The 18,544-nt window shown below is 35.0% G+C and carries 15 protein-coding genes and 3 pseudogenes; 2 read left to right on the top strand and 16 right to left on the bottom strand.

Annotated features, from left to right (window positions below):
* The first annotated feature begins 34 nt into the window (after positions 1 to 34).
* A complete protein-coding gene (locus NYZ99_RS20285; protein WP_260572866.1) occupies positions 35 to 241 on the top strand; it encodes a hypothetical protein in 207 nt (68 codons plus the stop codon).
* Here NYZ99_RS20285 and NYZ99_RS20280 read toward each other — a convergent pair.
* The 3 genes from NYZ99_RS20280 to NYZ99_RS20270 are packed head-to-tail and all read right to left on the bottom strand — an operon-like array spanning position 238 to position 2,668.
* Positions 238 to 1,287 carry a glycosyltransferase family 9 protein gene (locus NYZ99_RS20280; RefSeq protein WP_260572865.1) on the bottom strand — a complete coding sequence of 350 codons (1,050 nt, stop codon included), beginning with the start codon at positions 1,285 to 1,287 and terminating at the stop codon, positions 238 to 240. The genes NYZ99_RS20285 and NYZ99_RS20280 overlap by 4 nt on opposite strands.
* Positions 1,274 to 1,873, bottom strand: coding sequence for a DUF4254 domain-containing protein (locus NYZ99_RS20275; protein ID WP_260572864.1), 600 nt, complete (start codon positions 1,871 to 1,873; stop codon positions 1,274 to 1,276). Before NYZ99_RS20275 ends, NYZ99_RS20280 begins: the two co-directional genes overlap by 14 nt.
* Before the next feature lie 30 nt (positions 1,874 to 1,903).
* The gene (locus NYZ99_RS20270; RefSeq protein ID WP_420845152.1) at positions 1,904 to 2,668 is read right to left on the bottom strand and encodes a hypothetical protein; all 765 of its coding nucleotides are present in this window, start codon (positions 2,666 to 2,668) and stop codon (positions 1,904 to 1,906) included.
* Positions 2,669 to 2,883: 215 nt separating this feature from the next.
* Between NYZ99_RS20270 and NYZ99_RS20265 the strand changes: the two genes are divergently transcribed.
* Positions 2,884 to 3,105, top strand: coding sequence for a DUF6341 family protein (locus NYZ99_RS20265; protein WP_260572862.1), 222 nt, complete (start codon positions 2,884 to 2,886; stop codon positions 3,103 to 3,105).
* A gap of 61 nt (positions 3,106 to 3,166) precedes the next feature.
* On the opposite strand, the gene purD is transcribed toward NYZ99_RS20265, so the two are convergent.
* The 13 genes and pseudogenes from purD to NYZ99_RS20200 all read right to left on the bottom strand — a co-directional run bounded on the left by purD (position 3,167) and on the right by NYZ99_RS20200 (position 18,505).
* Positions 3,167 to 4,438: a phosphoribosylamine--glycine ligase gene (gene purD / locus NYZ99_RS20260; RefSeq protein WP_260572861.1), complete on the bottom strand. Its 1,272-nt coding sequence runs from the start codon at positions 4,436 to 4,438 to the stop codon at positions 3,167 to 3,169.
* A 42-nt stretch (positions 4,439 to 4,480) separates the two neighbouring features.
* Positions 4,481 to 5,457 (bottom strand): annotated as a pseudogene (locus NYZ99_RS20255) (UDP-glucuronic acid decarboxylase family protein).
* Positions 5,454 to 6,449, bottom strand: coding sequence for an MraY family glycosyltransferase (locus NYZ99_RS20250; RefSeq protein WP_260572860.1), 996 nt, complete (start codon positions 6,447 to 6,449; stop codon positions 5,454 to 5,456). Before NYZ99_RS20250 ends, NYZ99_RS20255 begins: the two are co-directional and overlap by 4 nt.
* A 199-nt stretch (positions 6,450 to 6,648) precedes the next feature.
* Positions 6,649 to 7,401: a glycosyltransferase family 2 protein gene (locus tag NYZ99_RS20245; protein ID WP_260572859.1), complete on the bottom strand. Its 753-nt coding sequence runs from the start codon at positions 7,399 to 7,401 to the stop codon at positions 6,649 to 6,651.
* A gap of 19 nt (positions 7,402 to 7,420) precedes the next feature.
* A complete protein-coding gene (locus NYZ99_RS20240) occupies positions 7,421 to 8,404 on the bottom strand; it encodes a glycosyltransferase family 4 protein (RefSeq protein WP_260572858.1) in 984 nt (327 codons plus the stop codon).
* On the bottom strand, positions 8,370 to 9,461 hold the full coding sequence (locus tag NYZ99_RS20235; RefSeq protein ID WP_260572857.1) for a glycosyltransferase family 4 protein: 1,092 nt from the start codon (positions 9,459 to 9,461) through the stop codon (positions 8,370 to 8,372). Before NYZ99_RS20235 ends, NYZ99_RS20240 begins: the two co-directional genes overlap by 35 nt.
* Entirely contained in the window at positions 9,448 to 10,845 is a 1,398-nt protein-coding gene (locus NYZ99_RS20230) for an O-antigen polymerase (RefSeq protein ID WP_260572856.1), read from the bottom strand. Before NYZ99_RS20230 ends, NYZ99_RS20235 begins: the two co-directional genes overlap by 14 nt.
* Positions 10,846 to 10,870: 25 nt before the next feature.
* Entirely contained in the window at positions 10,871 to 12,295 is a 1,425-nt protein-coding gene (locus NYZ99_RS20225) for a lipopolysaccharide biosynthesis protein (RefSeq protein ID WP_260572855.1), read from the bottom strand.
* Positions 12,276 to 13,598: an O-antigen ligase family protein gene (locus tag NYZ99_RS20220; RefSeq protein WP_260572854.1), complete on the bottom strand. Its 1,323-nt coding sequence runs from the start codon at positions 13,596 to 13,598 to the stop codon at positions 12,276 to 12,278. Before NYZ99_RS20220 ends, NYZ99_RS20225 begins: the two co-directional genes overlap by 20 nt.
* A 328-nt stretch (positions 13,599 to 13,926) precedes the next feature.
* A complete protein-coding gene (gene rfbA / locus NYZ99_RS20215) occupies positions 13,927 to 14,784 on the bottom strand; it encodes a glucose-1-phosphate thymidylyltransferase RfbA (RefSeq protein ID WP_260572853.1) in 858 nt (285 codons plus the stop codon).
* A pseudogene (gene rfbB / locus NYZ99_RS20210) lies at positions 14,781 to 15,804 on the bottom strand (dTDP-glucose 4,6-dehydratase). The gene rfbA and the pseudogene rfbB overlap by 4 nt, the downstream one beginning before the upstream one ends.
* A gap of 22 nt (positions 15,805 to 15,826) precedes the next feature.
* Entirely contained in the window at positions 15,827 to 16,660 is an 834-nt protein-coding gene (locus NYZ99_RS20205; protein ID WP_260572852.1) for a hypothetical protein, read from the bottom strand.
* Between the two features lie 166 nt (positions 16,661 to 16,826).
* Positions 16,827 to 18,505: pseudogene (locus NYZ99_RS20200) on the bottom strand (DUF6909 family protein).
* Between the last annotated feature and the right edge of the window lie 39 nt (positions 18,506 to 18,544).

Here is an 18,544-nt window from a genome sequence, read left to right as displayed (position 1 = left end):
TTAAACGACATCGTTTCTATCTCGGGAAGTTAACTTGGTTTCCACACTTCAAAAAGGAAAGTTTAATGGCTATATAGACCGTCATGTGGATTGTGAGGCTGCGGCAACCTATCTCATGAGCTCTTATTTTGGTATTCGTACTTTAATGGTGGGGGCAGCACCTAGCGCTAGGAAATACAGGTTTATGGGTCAATTAAGGAGTTATCTTAAATCTTTGGAACCAAGAACAGTTGCTGTTTAGTCTTTTTGAAGGATTAGCTTAACCCTCTTAAATATTTGCTCCGGAGCTATGGTCTCCATGACCCTATCATATCCTGAAGGAAATTTGTTTCCATATACCGATGTAGGTATCAACGGGTAACTCCTACGATCTGAGGTAATTTGGTTTTCTTCGGATTGGCCAAAAGGCACAAATCCAGCAGTAGGATGTGTTACTCCCCAAAGGGTAATCACAGGGACACCATACATAGCCGCCAAATGACCGTTTCCGCTGTCCATAGAAATCATAAGGTCAAGATTGCTAATGAGTGCCAACTCCTCTTTAAAAGTTGTTTTTCCCGCCACTGAGAAGCTATTTGAAAGGCTATTTTCCCAACCTTCCAAAATTGCCTGCTCCTTTTGGCCTCCGCCAAAAAGCACAATTTTTACATCTTGCAGGGCTTCCAATTGGGAAACTAATGTCTTCATGAAAGCAAGGGGATATATTTTTCCAGGAAATGCGGCAAAAGGGGCAATACCTATTACTTTTTTGTTCTCGGTCAAAAAGATTCTACCCAAATCCTTGTTGACTTCCAGCTTTGCAAGAATATGATCTTTGAATATGGGAAAGTGAAAGCCCAGTTTTTCAAATACAGATATATAGCGAAGGTGCATGGGTTTTAAGGGCTTAAGTTCTTTCAATTTACCGGATGTAAGTTCCCTTTTCTCCTTTCTACCCTTGTCCATTTGTTCTGTTGGAATGCCATTAAGCTTGAAAAGAACCTTTAAAATATTGCTTCGGAGAACATTATGCAGGTCGGCCACAGCATCCAAATCCAATTTTTTAAGTTGTTTGAAAAGCTTCCAAAGCCCTAAAAGGCCTTTGTGGGTACCTTTGACATCCGCAGTAAAAACATTAATGTTTGGAATTCCGGCTACAATAGGCCCAAAAAAGGGTTTCGTAAGAAACGTAATTTTTATATCAGGGTATTTTTGGGTCAAGGCAAGAAGTACAGGAACGGTCATGGCCACATCTCCCATCGCCGAAAGCCGAATTACCAATATATGACGGATGTTACTTTTGGCCACGCAAGATGGGATTTAGTTCCTCATCGTTATACATCTTCATCTGCTTGTATACTTTCATATATTTATTGCCCAGCTCTATATCATTCAGCAGCTGGTCGATGGCGGTTGAAAGATCTTTTTTTGTTCCAAAAGTACGGCCAACTTTTCCTTGCATTTTTGTCTGTGTTCGAGAGGCATCCTTTCTTTCAACCTCCTCATGCATATGGTATATCTTCAAAGCCAGGATGGAAAGACGGTCAATGGCCCAAGCCGGGCTCTCTGTATTTATGGTAGCATCTCTATTAACTTGTACTGATTGGTATTTATTTAAAAAATAGCTGTCAATATATTCCACAAGATCCGTTCTATCCTGGTTGCTGGCATCTATTTTTCTCTTTAGGAGCAACGCTTCACTAGGTTCAATATCCGGATTCCTTATGATATCCTCGTAGTGCCACTGAACAGTATCTATCCAGTTCTTTCTGTATAGCAAATGAGCAATATCTTCCTTGGGATAGGGGTTATTAAAGCTCTGGTAGACATCATCCTTCTCATGATAGGTATTGATGCTTTCCTCAAAAACCTTAAAAGCAAAATCGCTGAACATAGACCTAGTTTTGTACAAAGATACCTTATATCACGAAACCAGCAGCCTTCCCAAGAAAATTGATACCGGGATCAAAATACTAACCATTAATAAAATCTCACGGAATTTTTCACGCTTTATGGATTGTATATAATTGGTCATTAAAATAACCGAAGGAAAAAACGTAATAATCAATGCATGGCTTTCACTTGAAAGGACCAGTATATTCATTAACATTCCCAATGCAAAGGATAGCACCACCAAGCGTATCATGATAATCCTTCCCACACCTCCTTTACCCAGTTTAAGAAAGGCCCAAATGATTAGAATTACATTAATGAGAAAGTAAACCCCTATTTTAACATTTGAAACCATATCAAACACAAAAAGGTTTTTAAGATCCAAATTAAATCGGTAGTGTTCCAAAAGCCAATCAATCCGGTCAAAAATCGATAAAAACCCTATTAGTATTAACACAAAACATACTGTCGCGGATAGTATAATAAACCAATTCCTTATATTTTTAGGTTCATATATGTAAATAGCGGAAAGTACCAAAACCATGTATATGATGGCCCAATCATAAAAAAGACTGCCAACGAGTATCCATAAACTGGCATCAAAAATCTTCAACCTTATATTCTTAAGAGATTTAATGCTCAGAATGCGCCTTATTGCAAGAAGTAGGAAAAATGTGCTAAATATAGCATTGGAATCGCCCAAGGTATCCGGAAAAGCAATGACTAGTAAGGTAAAAAACAGAATCGCATAGGAATTGTTCTTAGTGAGCTTATTTCTTTTTACTATGAAATCCATAATGAAAATGCTGAACAACAACACTGAAATAGCTATAATTTCTTTGAGGAGGTTTAAATCGGCTATTTCCCGATTAAGTACAAACACATTTACAACCGGATAGAAAAAAAAGATAAAACTTAGAAGTATGACAAAATTTACTGGTTTTGTTTTGCCAAATATGCTTGAAATCATGGATGATTTTTATATTTTTGCCCTGTAAATATAGGAATAAGATGAAGTCATTTTTTTACGGTATCGAGGATTTGTTCGTCAACGTACTATTTGCCCCTTTAGATGCTTTGAGATTTACTGAGAGCTGGACATTGTCCAACATTTTGAACTGGATCTTTATGTTGATAGGTTTTGTAGCATTTGTTTATTGGATGCTTGAGCTAAAAAAATTCAATGATAATGGAGAGGAAGATAAGTCTATTTCCTCCCACTCTTACTTATAGGAATACATTCCGAGACATAAAACCACATAGTAGATAATTCTTTATTTACTATGTGGTTTTTCTATAGATCAAAACCGATATCGCTTCGATACTTAATTCCATCGAATTTTATTTTTTCGACGTTTTTATAGCAGGTTTTCAAAGCTTCCTTGAAATTAGTCCCATAGGAAGTTATGGCCATAACCCTTCCGCCGTTCGTTACGACCCTACCATCCTTTAATGTAGTTCCGGCATGGAATACAATCGAATCTTCAATAGCTTCAATTCCGGTTATTTCCTTTCCTTTCTCATACGCTTCAGGATATCCACCCGAAACTGTCATAATCGTGGTGGCCGTACGCTCGTCAATATTTAGCTCTACCTCATTCAATTTGTTTTGGGCAACGGCATTCATCAAATCCACAAAATCATTTTGAATTCTTGGCAATACCACTTCAGTTTCTGGATCGCCCATTCTAACATTGTATTCGATCACCTTTGGGTCATCCCCCACTTTAATCAACCCGATGAAAATAAATCCCTTATAAGGTATATTATCCTTTTTAAGACCTTCTACCGTAGGTTTAACTATTCGTTCTTGTATTTTCCCCATAAAAGCACCATCGGCAAAGGGAACTGGTGAAATGGCGCCCATTCCACCCGTATTGAGACCTGTGTCACCCTCTCCGATTCTTTTATAATCCTTGGCCGTAGGTAGAATTTTATAGTTTTCGCCATCTGTAAGTACAAAAACACTCAATTCTATACCGTCCAAAAATTCCTCTATGATAACAGTAGTACTGGCATTTCCAAACTTTGCATCCACCAGCATAGATTTCAGCTCAGCCTTTGCTTCTTCAAGACTATTTAGAATAACGACCCCTTTACCTGCGGCCAAACCATCCGCTTTCAATACGTATGGAGGCTCAAGACTGTTTAAAAATTGATAACCTTCTTCAATGGTTTCTGAAGTAAAACTTTGGTATTGTGCCGTAGGAATTTGATGTCTCATCATAAATTCCTTGGCAAACTCCTTGCTCCCTTCCGGAGTAGCGGCCAGTTTTTGAGGGCCGATTACGGGTACATTCTTCAAGTCTGAATCTTCTAGAAAGAAATCATGAACACCATTAACCAAAGGGTCTTCGGGATCAACTACTACCAAATCGACTTCTTTGTCAATAACGACGTTTTTAATTTCGAGAAAATTAGTTATGCTGATTGGTATATTTTCTCCCGGATGAGCTGTTCCGGCATTTCCAGGAGCGATATACAAATTATTTAACTTGTTACTTTGGGATAATTTCCAGGCAAATGCATGTTCGCGACCTCCTGATCCAAGAATTAAAATGTTCATGATACTAATTTTGACAAAAGTAAGGTTTGCTAGACAATAATACTACTTGGTAGAAAAATCTCGATGTTCCTTTTTTTGTAATTCCTCAGGTGACAGAGATTTAAAGTAATCGTATACGATTTTCAGGCCTTCTGAACGACTCACCTTTGGTTCCCAGCCCAAAATTTCCTTTGCTCTTGTAATATCTGGCTGACGCTGTGACGGGTCGTCCTTTGGAAGAGGTTCATAAATAATTTTTTGGTTGGTTCCGGTAAGGGCAATTATCTCTTCTGCGAACTCTTTAATAGTAGTTTCATGCGGATTTCCAATATTCACAGGTTCGGTATAATCACTAAATAACAGTCGGTATATCCCTTCTATTTGATCATCGATGTAACAAAAAGATCTAGTTTGCGAGCCATCCCCAAAAACAGTCAAATCCTCTCCCCTCAAGGCCTGCCCCATAAAAGCGGGTACTACTCTACCATCGTTTAACCGCATTCTAGAACCATAAGTATTGAAAATACGCACAATTCTTGTATCTAATCCGTGGTGTCTATGATAGGCCATTGTAATGGACTCCATAAAGCGCTTGGCCTCGTCATAAACCCCTCGTGGGCCGACAGGGCTGACATTACCATAATACTCCTCGTTTTGTGGATGTACTAGTGGGTCCCCGTATACCTCCGATGTGGAGGCAACTAGAATTCGGCTCCCTTTTCCTTGGCGAGGCCCAATAGATTCAAAGTGCCTAAGGAACCCACCTTCAAGGTTTTGATAGGAATCTTAAGATAGTCTATTGGACTAGCAGGGGAGGCAAAATGAAGAATATAATCCAATTTACCTGAAACGTGCACAAACTTAGTAACATCATGATGATGGAACTCAAATTGTTCTAAAGGAAACAGATGCTTTATGTTTTCCAAATCACCTGTGATAAGGTTATCCATTCCAATAACATGGAACCCTTCCTTAATAAATCTATCACACAAGTGTGATCCTAGAAATCCGGCAGCTCCGGTAATTAGAATTTTCTTCACTCTTCCTTTTCTTGTTTGTCCTTTTTGGACTTTTGGGATTTTGGCCTTTCGAGGTTTCCTTTTATTTTATCAACTTTTCTTTTTATCTTAATTTTTTGTTTAAGAGTTGTGAAATTATAGTTGTACTTAAAAAATACAAATCCTAAAAACAATACAATACCTACTAACATTAAAAGCATTCCCCAATTTTTTGCCGTGGTACCCAAAACTATAAATAGAACTACAAAGAGTAGATTGAAACAGCCTATTATAAAGCTAGCCTGCTTGTGACTTAGCCCCCAATAATCAATTAAGACGTGATGTGTGTGATTTCTATCCGGAGAAAAAGGACCTCTTTTGTTTGCTATTCTTATGGCAAAAACCCTGGCCGTGTCAAAAAGAGGTACTATTAAGATACTTATAGCAATTAATGGCGCATTTTCCAACAAAAAGGGAAGATCAGTGTATGCCTCAGGAGTCAGGGCCAGGAACTTTAGAGTTAAAACACTAATTATCAGTCCCACTATTAATGAGCCAGTATCACCCATAAATATTTTTCGATCCGAAGAAATATTATATCCAAAAAAAGCCATTAAACTGGCATTCATTGTAATACTGATTAAAGCGAAAAAATATTCTTCTGTCAAGTAGAATATTGTTGTGTAGATTACCATGATTACAATACCTACTATTGAGGCTAGCCCATCAATTCCGTCAATCAAATTATATGAATTTATGACTGTCAACATTATAAATCCGCTAATAATTAGATTTAGATAATAAGGTATTTCATTGATATTAAGAAATCCATTTAACGAGTGCAGAGTAAAGCTAGGATTGGCCAATATAAAACAAATAGCAGCTACCTGAGCCAACATCTTAGTACCTGGGCTAATCATAACCAAATCATCTTTAAGACCAACAATAAATAAAATTGTTAATGCAGGAATTATGAATATTCCCTCTTCAAAAGAATCATATCCTTTTATAAAAAATAAGGCGAAAATCAACACATAAAAAAAAGAAACACCACCTAAAGTTGGAGTTTTATAGATATGTGAACTCCTGTGGTTGGGATTATCCATGAGTCGCTTGTATTCTACAACCTTTATGATTTTCGGTATTGTTAAATACGTAATCAAAAAAGCCCCAATAAAAATTGATATCGCTGTTTCTAGAAAATACAAATCTAATATGTTAGAATGTTCAAAGTTAAGACCTATACTTTATAAATCCTCTAATTGCCCAATTAAACAAATAATATACCGATTTAAAAAGACCCAATTTTTCTTTATGATAATAAAAAAACCATTGATACTTAATCAATTCCATTTTATTCCTTGAAAGAGAATCTTCTCTTATCCTATATATAGCCAAAGGTTTTTTTATTCCTTGAGCATAAGGAATTGTTTTCAAATAAGATAACCATAACCCAAAATCTTGTCTCTTTCTAACCAAGGGCATATATTTCTTTCCAAGAACACTTATGTCAATAAAAGCCGTTAAACAGCTAATCGGGCAAGATTTTAATATGTCTTCGTAAGAGACCCTCTCCGGGACAATGAAATCAGAAAGTAAAGGTTCAAGTTTTTCATTTTTTCTCTCATACGATGAAAAAACAAAGGGAACACCTGACTCCCTTATTTTATTTATGGACACTTCAATAAAGTTAGGCTTCCATATATCGTCAGCATCCAAAAAAGCAAGAAATTTTCCCGTCGCCATCTTAATTCCCAAATTTCTTGAAACAGCAGCACCTTGATTCTTTGTTTGTTCAAATAATTTTATTCTAGGATCATTTTCAATAATTCCATTAATAAGCTCTACTGTATTGTCCATCGAGCAGTCATCTATTATTAACATCTCGAAATTTTCAACAGTCTGGTTTTGAACGGACTTAATGGTGTCCAAAATATACTTTGAGGAATTGTATGTAGGTGTTACAATCGATACTAAATTATTCATATTTTATTTAGCCTAACAATTATAGATATTTAGAATAAATTTCCTTTACAGCATATAAACTACTTTTCATACTAAAACCAGTTACAAATTTCCTTAAGTTTTCTTCAGGGGCATTTAGTGACTTAAACAAAGCCGCGGATAATTGTTCTGCATCATCATCACATACAAAACAGGATGACGTTTGTTCGGCTATTTCCCCTAAATCGCTAACACGTGTACTTACAAATGGTTTATTTAGAGCCAACATTTCTTTTACTACGTTTGGCCAGCCCTCATGTGTTGAGGTTAGTAACAATACATCCATACCATCCATGAATTCACAAACTTCGTCATGAGGAATCTTTGACATTACTATTAATTCGGCTTCCGGCAGTTTATTCTTCAATAGTCTAAAACTCTCCTCCGCAAGAGGAAACCTTTTTATTGGGTTACGTACATTTACGGATGCAAACAAAACCTTCTTAGTTTTTTTGTCAATTTTTGATCCTCCACTTTGAAACTTTTCCAAATCTATTGGATGCACAATTGCATCAATATTTAATTGTCCGAACTTTGCTATTACTTGTTCCTTCATATGGTTTGACATCACAATTATATGATCAAAACGTTTTATTGAAAACTTAGTCAAATACCCCCCGATAAAAATTCTTATCTTATTAAAAATAGAAGGGTTGGGTGCCTTGTACCAATCCGACCCTTTTAAAGACAAGATTCTTGAACATTTTGCAAAACTTGTGATAAAGCCAACTGCCGAACCATATTGTGCATGGACAATATCATAGTCCTTCGAGAGTTTTCTTAGTTTAAGTAAATGCTTGATAAAGTAAATTGGATTCCTAAGATTATTCAAATAATACAGATCTACTTCATCTTTCAAAAATTCATGTTGATTAAACATCCATATTCCACCTAATGTTGAATCATAAGGGAAATTGTGTGTCCATAAGATTCTTTTTTTCTGTCTTTCTTCATTTATTGTATGCCTCCTCAAAAATTTTTTCAATCTTACATATATTCCTGTCTATTGAAAATTGGTTTTCCGCAATTGCCTTTATTCTATTGCTCCTCTCCTCGTAAGAACTAACTTTCAAAATCGTCCCAATCTCATCCAACATTCTCTCTTTACTACCGCTACAACTGATACCCAAGCCATATCTTTTCATTACTCCATCTGGATCAGAATTTAATGAGAGTACTGGGGTTCCACACATCCATGCTTGAATAAATGTATTGGAAAAGCCCTCAGAAATTGAAGTGTTTACTAGAAGGGAAGCTCCGGCCAACTCCTCATTTATATATTTATTATCTCTCTGCCCTACATATGTAATATTACAGGATTTTTCAATTTCAGCTATTAATTGTATTCCATATTCATTTTTAGGGATATCACCAATAATCATAAATTTGTATTGGGTGTGAATCAGCCTCTTCGCCATCCAAATATAAACTTCCAACTGTTTTACAGGTCTAACATTTCCGATCCATAAGATCAAATTTTCGTCTTTCCTTTGAATGGTTGTCATGCTTCTTGGGTGCATATTTGATATGATGTTCCTATTAATTTCTCCCAAACCCTTGATTCTTGTATACTGATATTCAGTTTGGCAAATGACATCAATTTTCGCCTTTAATATTTGTTGAAACATCAGCCTTTTAAAAAAACCCTTCCACCCATTAAATTCTACCGAATAATTATCGGCAATGTGCAGAACAAATGGAATATTGAGGCTATTCGAAATTTTGGATGCTCTTAATGTATAGGTGTTAAGTATTCGCTGGTAAACGATATCAGGCTTTTCTTGTGTAAGAACTTTTTTGAAAAAGTCAAGATAAAATTTATAAAGAGTTAGTTTGTCAATAGGCGAAGAAGGTGGATATGTGCCAAAAACCTTAAAACCCTGAATCATTTCTACTTTTCCTCCCTGTAAACCATCGGATACGAAAATGATTTCGTGCCCTATTTCCTTAAGTTTAACAGCGATGAGTTTAGATTGATATTCCGCCCCTCCCTTTACGATTGGATAAAAGGGCACAAACATGCAGATTTTAAGCTTTCTCATTTAGTGCCTCTAGTTTTGAGAATAATTTCTTGGGTAAAGCTTTATATATAAGTACTACCACAACAATTTCAACGAGATAAAATACTGCGTTTTGTAAGATATATTGGGATGAAGATCTAGAAAAAATCAAAAAAAGATTAAAACTCAACAAATATAATAGATTGATGAACATATTTCCTCCACCCTTTTTACTTTCCAAGTAAATCAAGAAAAATATCGAAATAAAATAAACAAGGAGTGGTCCTATATATCCGAAGTTCATATAGGCCTCCATTAATGAAGAAAATCCGGTTCCCGCTGTGCTACCCTGTTGTCTGCGCTCAGGAAAATATTTATTTCTAAACTCGTATACTATACCAATTGGCTTTCCAGGGTAAATATAAGTTGGTATGAAGGCATAACTGATCTCCAAATAAGTTTTACCCAATTTGTACTTATAGCCCGTTTCCTTTTTATCCATAAAAATCCTATAGTTCAGGGCAGGAGATCCAAATTCTGTATTTGCAGGATTCATTATTCTAACTATGAGATTTTGGTAAGTATCAACAAATTTGAAAAACCCTTCATATTTTATTCTGTCCTCACGTAGTAACGTTAAGAAGCTAAATCCTACATATAAAATACCGAGTAATAAAATATATCTTTTTTTCACTTTTGTAATCCTATATCCCACTGTATAACCCGGAAAAAATATGAAAAGGGCCACTACTAACAAACCTCTTTCCCCAATCATCAAATTAACCAACAGCACAAAAGAAATACTAGCCATGTATAAAGGAAGATATATAAGATACTTTCCATTAGGTGTCTTTAAAGAAGTGAAGAATATGGCAAATAAGGCAACGGAAATAAAGAAAAACCCTTCATACGGAATGTTAAGGATCAGGTCATTGACTGCTCCTTGATAAAAAGCCTTTCCGTTTCTTATTGCACTAAATCCTCCTACCCTTAAAAAATTAATTCCCTCACTACAACTGGATAATATTCCAGCAATAATTGAAAAATGAAAATAACCAAATCTAACCCCATTGTTTCCGTTGAAGGGAATTCTCATAGTCCTCCTCCTTACAAAAATTATATATGCAATGAGGATAGCCAGTAGAGCCAACTGATTAGACAACATAAATGAAAATAAGGTGTCGTCAACCAACTGCCACGTTTTAAGTTTTGCAACCCTATGCCAACCTATATCAGCATTAAAAAAAACAGAAACCGGAACACTGTATCCATACAATCCGAACAATATTACAAACAGAAAAAGAACAGAGTTTACACCTACAATATCAATTGTATATAACACCAACAAGGCAAAAGAAACCAGTGATAAGAATAACGATATCTCAAAGGACTGAAGAATAATTCCCGAATACTGGATAAACAGCATACGAATGATATAAGAATTTTTTTGTTCATTTCCTTTTTGTCCCTGATTTTAACTTAGAAATTAATACGTTAAAATTACTTTTAATTAAATGGTGATTACAGTAAATAGAAATAGCTATGGCGAGAACGGAACCAAGTATCAGGTTTAATGGGTTATGGTTAATAGTAATAATAGTTAATATCAAGCCTAAAACTATATACATTACTATTTTTTCTAATCTTATCGATATACTTGTAAACTTTTGAACATCCTTAAATCTATATACTAACCAAATTAAATTTCCAACTGTAAAAGAGACTACCGCACCGTAAAGTCCGAAATAAGGTATAAAAATGAGGCTCATCAATACTATTGTAATTCCGGAGACCATTGATGTCTTAAACGCGTTAATGTTTTTCTTTTCACATTGATAAATTATACCCAATACAGACGAAAGAGACATAAATACTACTCCTAATCCCAAATAGGGAATATAGTTGACAGCACCTAAAAACTCATGTTCGATAATAAATGGAAGCACTAGCTTCTGCGAGCCTATCATTAAAAACCACAATGAAAAAATAATAGAACAATATTTTTCCAGGGTTTCAGAAAAATATTCACTAAAGCCCTCATTTTTGTAGACCCTAAAGATTTTATCTTGAAAAGAGAGGTAAAAAATTCTATTCAATATTTGAATTACATAGGCAATTTTGAAGGCTATGGCGTAAATGCCATTAGAACTTAATGTTAGATAGGTTGCTATTAGGTACTTTCCGGATTGGTTATTTAGCCACAAGCTTAATGTATTTAATACAAGAGGACTTGAATAAGCCAATAACTCAAACGTTAATTTTCTACTAATAGCACGAAGTTTGAAATACTTAAAAATTCTTAGCCCTAATAAATATCCCAATAGCACAATGGAAGCAATTAAATAAGCAAAGAATATTGCTTTCAAGGAGTATTTTTCTACTAAAAATAGGGTTATAATAAGGACAAGAAGCGTATAAAACAATTCTGAGAATATATAATGCTTTGCAGAATACACGCTTCTAATTACCTGTTTGGCAATAATATAGAAGAAATTTGAGATTAAATACAAATAAATAAAGTAGGCCAATTCAAAAGTGACAAAGTAATTGATTAGTAGAAATAGAGCGGTAAAAATTAAACTCCCACATATAAAAATAAAACAACAGTTAGAAACCACTCTAGTCTTTACCAACACCTTCTCGGAAGCCAATAACCACCTTATTACTGCAAGTTCAATATGCCCAAAAAAAATGGGGGAGAGTATAATAATAGAGGATGCGACCAAGTCAAAATAGCCTAATTCATCATTAGTCAGATAAAAGGTATACAGTGGAACTAAGAAAAAGTTGATAACGAGCGTACCTATATTCCCGATTCCGTATATGATAGAACCTTTTAACAGGCCGCCTTTTGAATCATACCTTCTTTTTGACATTTAAGTTGCTTGATGAATAAAAAAGAGAATTAAAGATAGTAAACAGGAAGACCCCTGACATCCTAACCAAGATATTTTCAGTCATTAAACTGATTGCGAAGAAAAGTAAAAATGAGGTATAAATGAAATTCCTTTGCAGTATTGAAACTTTAATATTGTGATACAATAAATAAAGAAATGTAAGTATACAAAACAATCCAGCAGATAACCATAGATTTAAGTAATAGTTATGGGAATTAATATCTGAACCAATTGATTTATATTCGGCTACCTTATAATTATTTTCATTATAGCAATTGTTTAAATTTTGTTGTACATCACCAACACCGTAACCCAAAAATGAATTTTTTTTAATTAAGTTAACGGCACATCTATATATGTATATTCTTTTGTCTACAACTTCTTCCTCCAAATCTCCATTAATTGAGGTGAATAATTTAATTATTGAAGTAGTGTTTTTATTTTCATAGGTTTTGAGTATCCCGCTTGAAAGAACAAGGGCTCCTGTCACTAGCAGGATAGTGCAATACACGATTTTTTTGATTTTTGACCTTAAAAATGCCAGGGGAAATCCAATAATGAATAAAATCAAGCAAAATACGGTTGTAATGGATTGTGTGTAAATAGTTGCGGCTATAAAAACTAGGATCAATAAACTCAATATTATTCTAAATATTAACACTCTATTGACTTTAAGCAGAAGTCTAACAGCTAATAAAATAGTAACAAAAAAATGAAGGGCTAAATAGACTTTATGAGATTCGTATTGAATCGTTAAGTGCTTTTCGGCCTTTGAAAGAACAAATTCATAGGGATATAAATTAAGCTTTTCCAATTGTTCCCAAAAACTTTTTTCTGTAAGGTGGGCGAACCGATCTATAGTCAATGCCTCAACGAACAAATTATAGAAATAGAACAATATTATAAGGTTGCTTAAGATAAAACCATATGAAAAATAATCAATAAACCTATTGGTGATATTAGGCAAAAAATAAAATACGGCTATTGGGAAAAAAAAAATCAATACACTGGATTGCAATGCCTTAAATCCTACGTGTAAATTTTCTGAGTAGAAGACGGAAATTATTAACAGAACATAAAAAAGACAATTTGTAGCAAAAGATTTTATGCCAATTCGTTCAAATTTTAACCTTGCCTCTGCCCTAAATATTATAATCGTGGTACTTAGAAAAAGTATTGCGCCTATCGATGCCAGGGCAGGTTTCATTAAAGGATAAAATGAAAGCAGGAGCAATAAAAAAAATGGTAGGTTTTCCCATTTTAATTGGTGTTTTAAATTCATCCTTTCATATAAATAGAATACTACTCTTTATGCTTCATGCAAATTTACGATAATTCCTACCTTTCTAAATTAATTCCCCTTATTGTGTCCATTTTTATTCAATACCTAAATATTCAAAAGCGGTAACGAGCCCAGTTTTTAATTCAGCCCCATTGATTTATGGTTTTATTCTATGAAAAGCCCACGGAAAGGTAATTAGCCTCTAAATAATAAATCATTTTAATTGTTTTGTCCTTTTCTATTCATTTAAAAACAGGATATACCAAGAACTGTATTTCAATTAAGAACACCCTCTCAATTCAATTAATAAATATGAAATCTTCAATTATTATAATAAAGAAAGCAAATACTCTCCATATCCACTTTTAATTAAGGGTTTAGCCAATGCTTTTAATTGACTTTTGTTTATAAACCCCATAGTGTAGGCGACTTCCTCTATCGAACCCACCTTTAATCCCTGTCTTTCTTGAATGACTTCTACCAATTGTGCTGCTTGCATTAAAGAAGTAAAAGTTCCCGTATCCAACCAAGCAGTACCCCTATCAAGAATACTGACTTGCAATTTGCTCCTTTCAAGATAGGCCTTGTTCACGTCCGTTATTTCTAACTCACCCCGGGGACTAGGTTGAATACTTTTGGCAATTTCAATGACATCGTTATCATAGAAATAAATACCCGGAACAGCAAAATTTGATTTTGGTTTTTTGGGCTTTTCTTCAATAGATACAGCCTTTTTTGATTTATCGAATTCCACCACGCCATAACGTTGAGGGTCATTTACATGATATCCAAAGATAATTCCTCCTTTAGGGTCATTGTTAGATTGGAGAAGCTTTGCAAGCCCCGAACCGTAAAAGATATTATCCCCGAGTATTAAAGCAACCTTTTCCTTCCCGATAAATTCCGCTCCAATAATAAACGCTTCTGCAATTCCATTTGGTTTTTCCTGAACTGCAAATTGAAAATCACATCCCAATTGAGAACCATTTCCTAATAGTTTCTTAAAAATTGGCGCATCTTGTGGCGTAGTTATAAATAGCAGCTCCCTGATCCCTGCGGACATTAAAGTTGCCAGCGGATAATATATCATAGGTTTATCATAAATAGGCATAAGCTGCTTGCTTACTGCCATTGTGATTGGATGCAAACGTGAGCCAGTACCACCTGCTAAGATTATTCCCTTCATTTGTTTTGACTTTGGTATTTTTCAATATACCATAAAACTGTCTCTTCCAGACTAGACTCAAATGCATCTTGGGAAGACCAGCCTAGCTCCTGTTTAATTTTGGAGGCGTCAACGGCATATCTAAAATCATGTCCTGACCTGTCCTTCACAAAAGAAATCTGATCCGCATAAATTCCATCGGCTTTTGGGGAATAAATATCCAAAATTTGACAAACTCTTTGTGCTATAGTTATATTTTGTTGCTCATTATTACTTCCAATTAAATAATTTTCCCCGGATATGCCATTTTCAAATACTAAAGAAATTCCTTTACAGTGATCTCTAACATATATCCAGTCCCTAATATTTTTACCTGTTCCGTATATCGGTATTTCTTCGCCTTTAAGTGCCTTTCTAATAATTGTAGGAATTAATTTTTCATCATGTTGTTTAGATCATAATTATTGGAACAGTTACTGGTAACCACATTTAATCCGTAGGTATGAAAATAACTACGAACCAAAAAATCGGAAGAGGCCTTTGAAGCGCTATAAGGACTATTTGGAGCATAAGGACTGTTCTCGGTAAATAATCCTTCGTCTTTTAAGATCCCATATACCTCATCGGTCGAAATATGGTGAAACCTAGCCCTACTAAACTTTTTTTTACCTGGAACGGAGCTTTCATCCAATATTTTACGGCAGCTTCTAGTAATACAAACGTTCCTTCGATGTTTGTTTTTATAAAACCATCCGGGTTCGTTATTGAATTATCAACATGGGATTCCGCAGCAAAATGAATTACGCCCTCAATATTATGTTGAGAGAATATTTCTTCAACTAATTTTTTTTCACATATATCTCCCTCAATAAATGTGTAGCGTTTATTATTAGCTATCTCATTCAGGTTATTCCTGTCCCCTGCATAGGTCAGTTTGTCTAGATTGATTATTTTAACATTAGGATTTGCCTTTAGATAAAAAGGAATGAAATTACTGCCAATAAAACCAGCTCCTCCAGTTATTAATATCGTTCTGAACATACCGGAAAAATTTTCTATATAACTATCCTAACACGGATTCTGCTTTTTTATTCAAAAATTTGACAAAGGAAAATGTAAAGAACATTCCTATCAATAGTAAAGGTATGAATACAAGTGTTTTGCCAAAAAATGATTTTTTAGTAACCTGTGGTTTACCAAAATTTATAATACTAACTGGTTCCGTTTTTTCTGCGAGTTCAATCTTTTTTGCTTCAATATCTCTAATTAAAAGATTCTTATATTCAAATAAATCGGCAATGTTTACTTGTTCTTGATTGTCTAAAATAATACGTTCTTTAGATAGTGTGTTGTTGTTTGAGGCTAAGTTGTTAGTGTAGTTTTTAATAATTTCATCGACCTGTTCCAATAAAAATTGGTTTTGTTCTATTCTGCTTATGGCATTATTTACGGATACAACTAACATTTCATCAAAATAATTGTTCGCATTAATGTAGTCAATTACCTTTTCAGCAAACTCGACACCCGAAACTTGATTTTTGTAGAAAAATGAAATACGATGATTAAATGAGCTCTTATTCTCCAATTCGGCCCTTACTATATCCGAAATAGCCTCTGTGTTTTCAAAACTTTGAAGTAGCTCCAAGTATTTCATGTCTGATTCTGATGCTCCTTCCTGACTTATTCTATTCACTGTTATTTCAAGACCTGAAAAATCTATGTTCTCTAAACCTATTGACTTAAAAAATATAGTATCCTTAGACTCTATATTTGATTGTACCTCATCAACAACGTCGTACAAGTAATTTTTACTTTCCAATTGTGGGTAAACGATGACATCTGTCTTAAGTCTTTTCGAAACAATTTGATTCAAACCATAACCAATGGCCAGGCCCAAAATTATAAGACCGGTTAGTATAAAAAAGTTTTTCTTTATGTATAGAAAAACTCTTAAAATAAATCTAAATATTGCATTGAAAGCCTTTCTAACCAATTGAAAAAGTTGTCCCAAATCGATTTCATCGGAACTGTTCTGATTTTTTAATGATTGATTTTCCGCCATGTTATGAGTAGAATATTTGTTTTAATATACAATCTGTTATTAAATAAGTGGGCTTTACACCAGTGGTTCCCAATCCACCTGAAGCAAGCGTACTTCCAGTTTCTAAAGGATTGTCTGAAGCATAGTAGGCATATCTCACTTTTACATCCTCTCTAATACTTTTTCTAATCTTTGACGCAGACTGTATCGCCTTTTGATAATGGACACCTTCCATTTCCAAACCTATAACATTCCAAGTGGACTCATGGAAAAACTTTAATATGTCCCTGTTTTGAAGGGAAGTCCCTAAAACTGTTACCATAGCTCCTTCAAAAACCTTAAGTCCTTGATTCCCAAAATCCGCTGCACATAATTCATTTTTAAAGGGATAGTTGTCTGCAGTGCCCTCAAATATATGTGCGGAAGGAATCATAAGGTCTCCTTTTCCACCCTCCAAAATTCCTGCTTTGCCCATAATTGAAACTGAGACTACATTTAAAAAAACCTCCGTTTCCTCTTTCTCATAGGGCTTTAAAAACTCATCAATAGTTTCGTAGGCCTGCTCGCCAAAGGCATAGTCCATAACAAAGATAACAGGTTTTTCTTCTTTATAAGTGTCCGAGAAATTGTAACAACATACATTGTCATTGAAGCTTGATGTATCAAAAATTTGTACATCAATGTTGGTTCCTGATGAGTCATCCACGGACATCATTCCATTTGCTTCCGCGAATGCCCTTACTTTTATTCTTAATGCCTCATTCCCTGGTGTGCTCAAAGCTTCAAAAATTTCCAACTTACTGGCATTGGGAAACTCCTCATTTAATGCTTTAGTGGCAAAGAAAGAATTCATGACACTATGCATGTTGGCCGAGATTATATGTATGGGTCTTCCCAATAGGCTATGTTCTTCCAAAATCGATTTAATGTGGGTAGCCCATCTTTCACCATGGATGTGATGGCCCAAGCGCTCCCTTAACAAACTGCTAAAGGTAATAGAGCGCTTTTCGCCCGTGAGCTCTTCTTCCAATGCCAATTTACCTAACCAATAGATTATTCTTAAAAATCGCTCCGGATTAGTTTCTGTGCCCAACTTACCATAAACATCCAAAACCTCCTCAAATGACCTCCCTAATATATTGGCAGTATGGATAAGAGCTATCTCTTTTTCGGATTGCTCCAATTCATCCTTCGGAGTGCATCTTCTAATTTTGTCCAATCCCTAATGGTCTTGCTGGACTCCGGAATCAAGATTTTTTTGCATATTTTCTCAGATTCAATGAACAAGAAGGTCAAATGGGTTAAAATATCGTAGATATCAGATCTCCCACGGGTTATCTCAATGTTCATCTGTTCATCATCAATCCTGTAACAATTTCGCCTTCTTTTAGGCGGAATAATTGGTTCTATATGAGAGATTCCATATCCCTCGTCTGAAGTAAGGTTGATGAACCTACATTGCTCAATACCTTCCGGTAGTCTTTCCAAAACATATAAAAGACCGTTCAGTTCCGCCTTTTCCTCACCTAAGGAACCATAGATTTCGGGCCGTATAAGCAAAAGTGCATTTTTTAAGGCCTCCCCAGAGACCCCAGTTGGTTTATAAAAACCTCTATTGAAAAGGTGTCGCATGGTGATGTACATGCGTTCAATGGCATTGGTCGACTCTTGTGCCCTAGTAGTAGTAACTGTTTTGCCCATAAGAGATTTCCCGCAAAACTACGATTATTATTTGGTTTT

Origin of the sequence: Maribacter litopenaei, assembly GCF_025244665.1 — a bacterium.
GTDB lineage: Bacteria > Bacteroidota > Bacteroidia > Flavobacteriales > Flavobacteriaceae > Maribacter > Maribacter litopenaei.
This window is presented reverse-complemented; position numbering and strand designations above follow the sequence as displayed.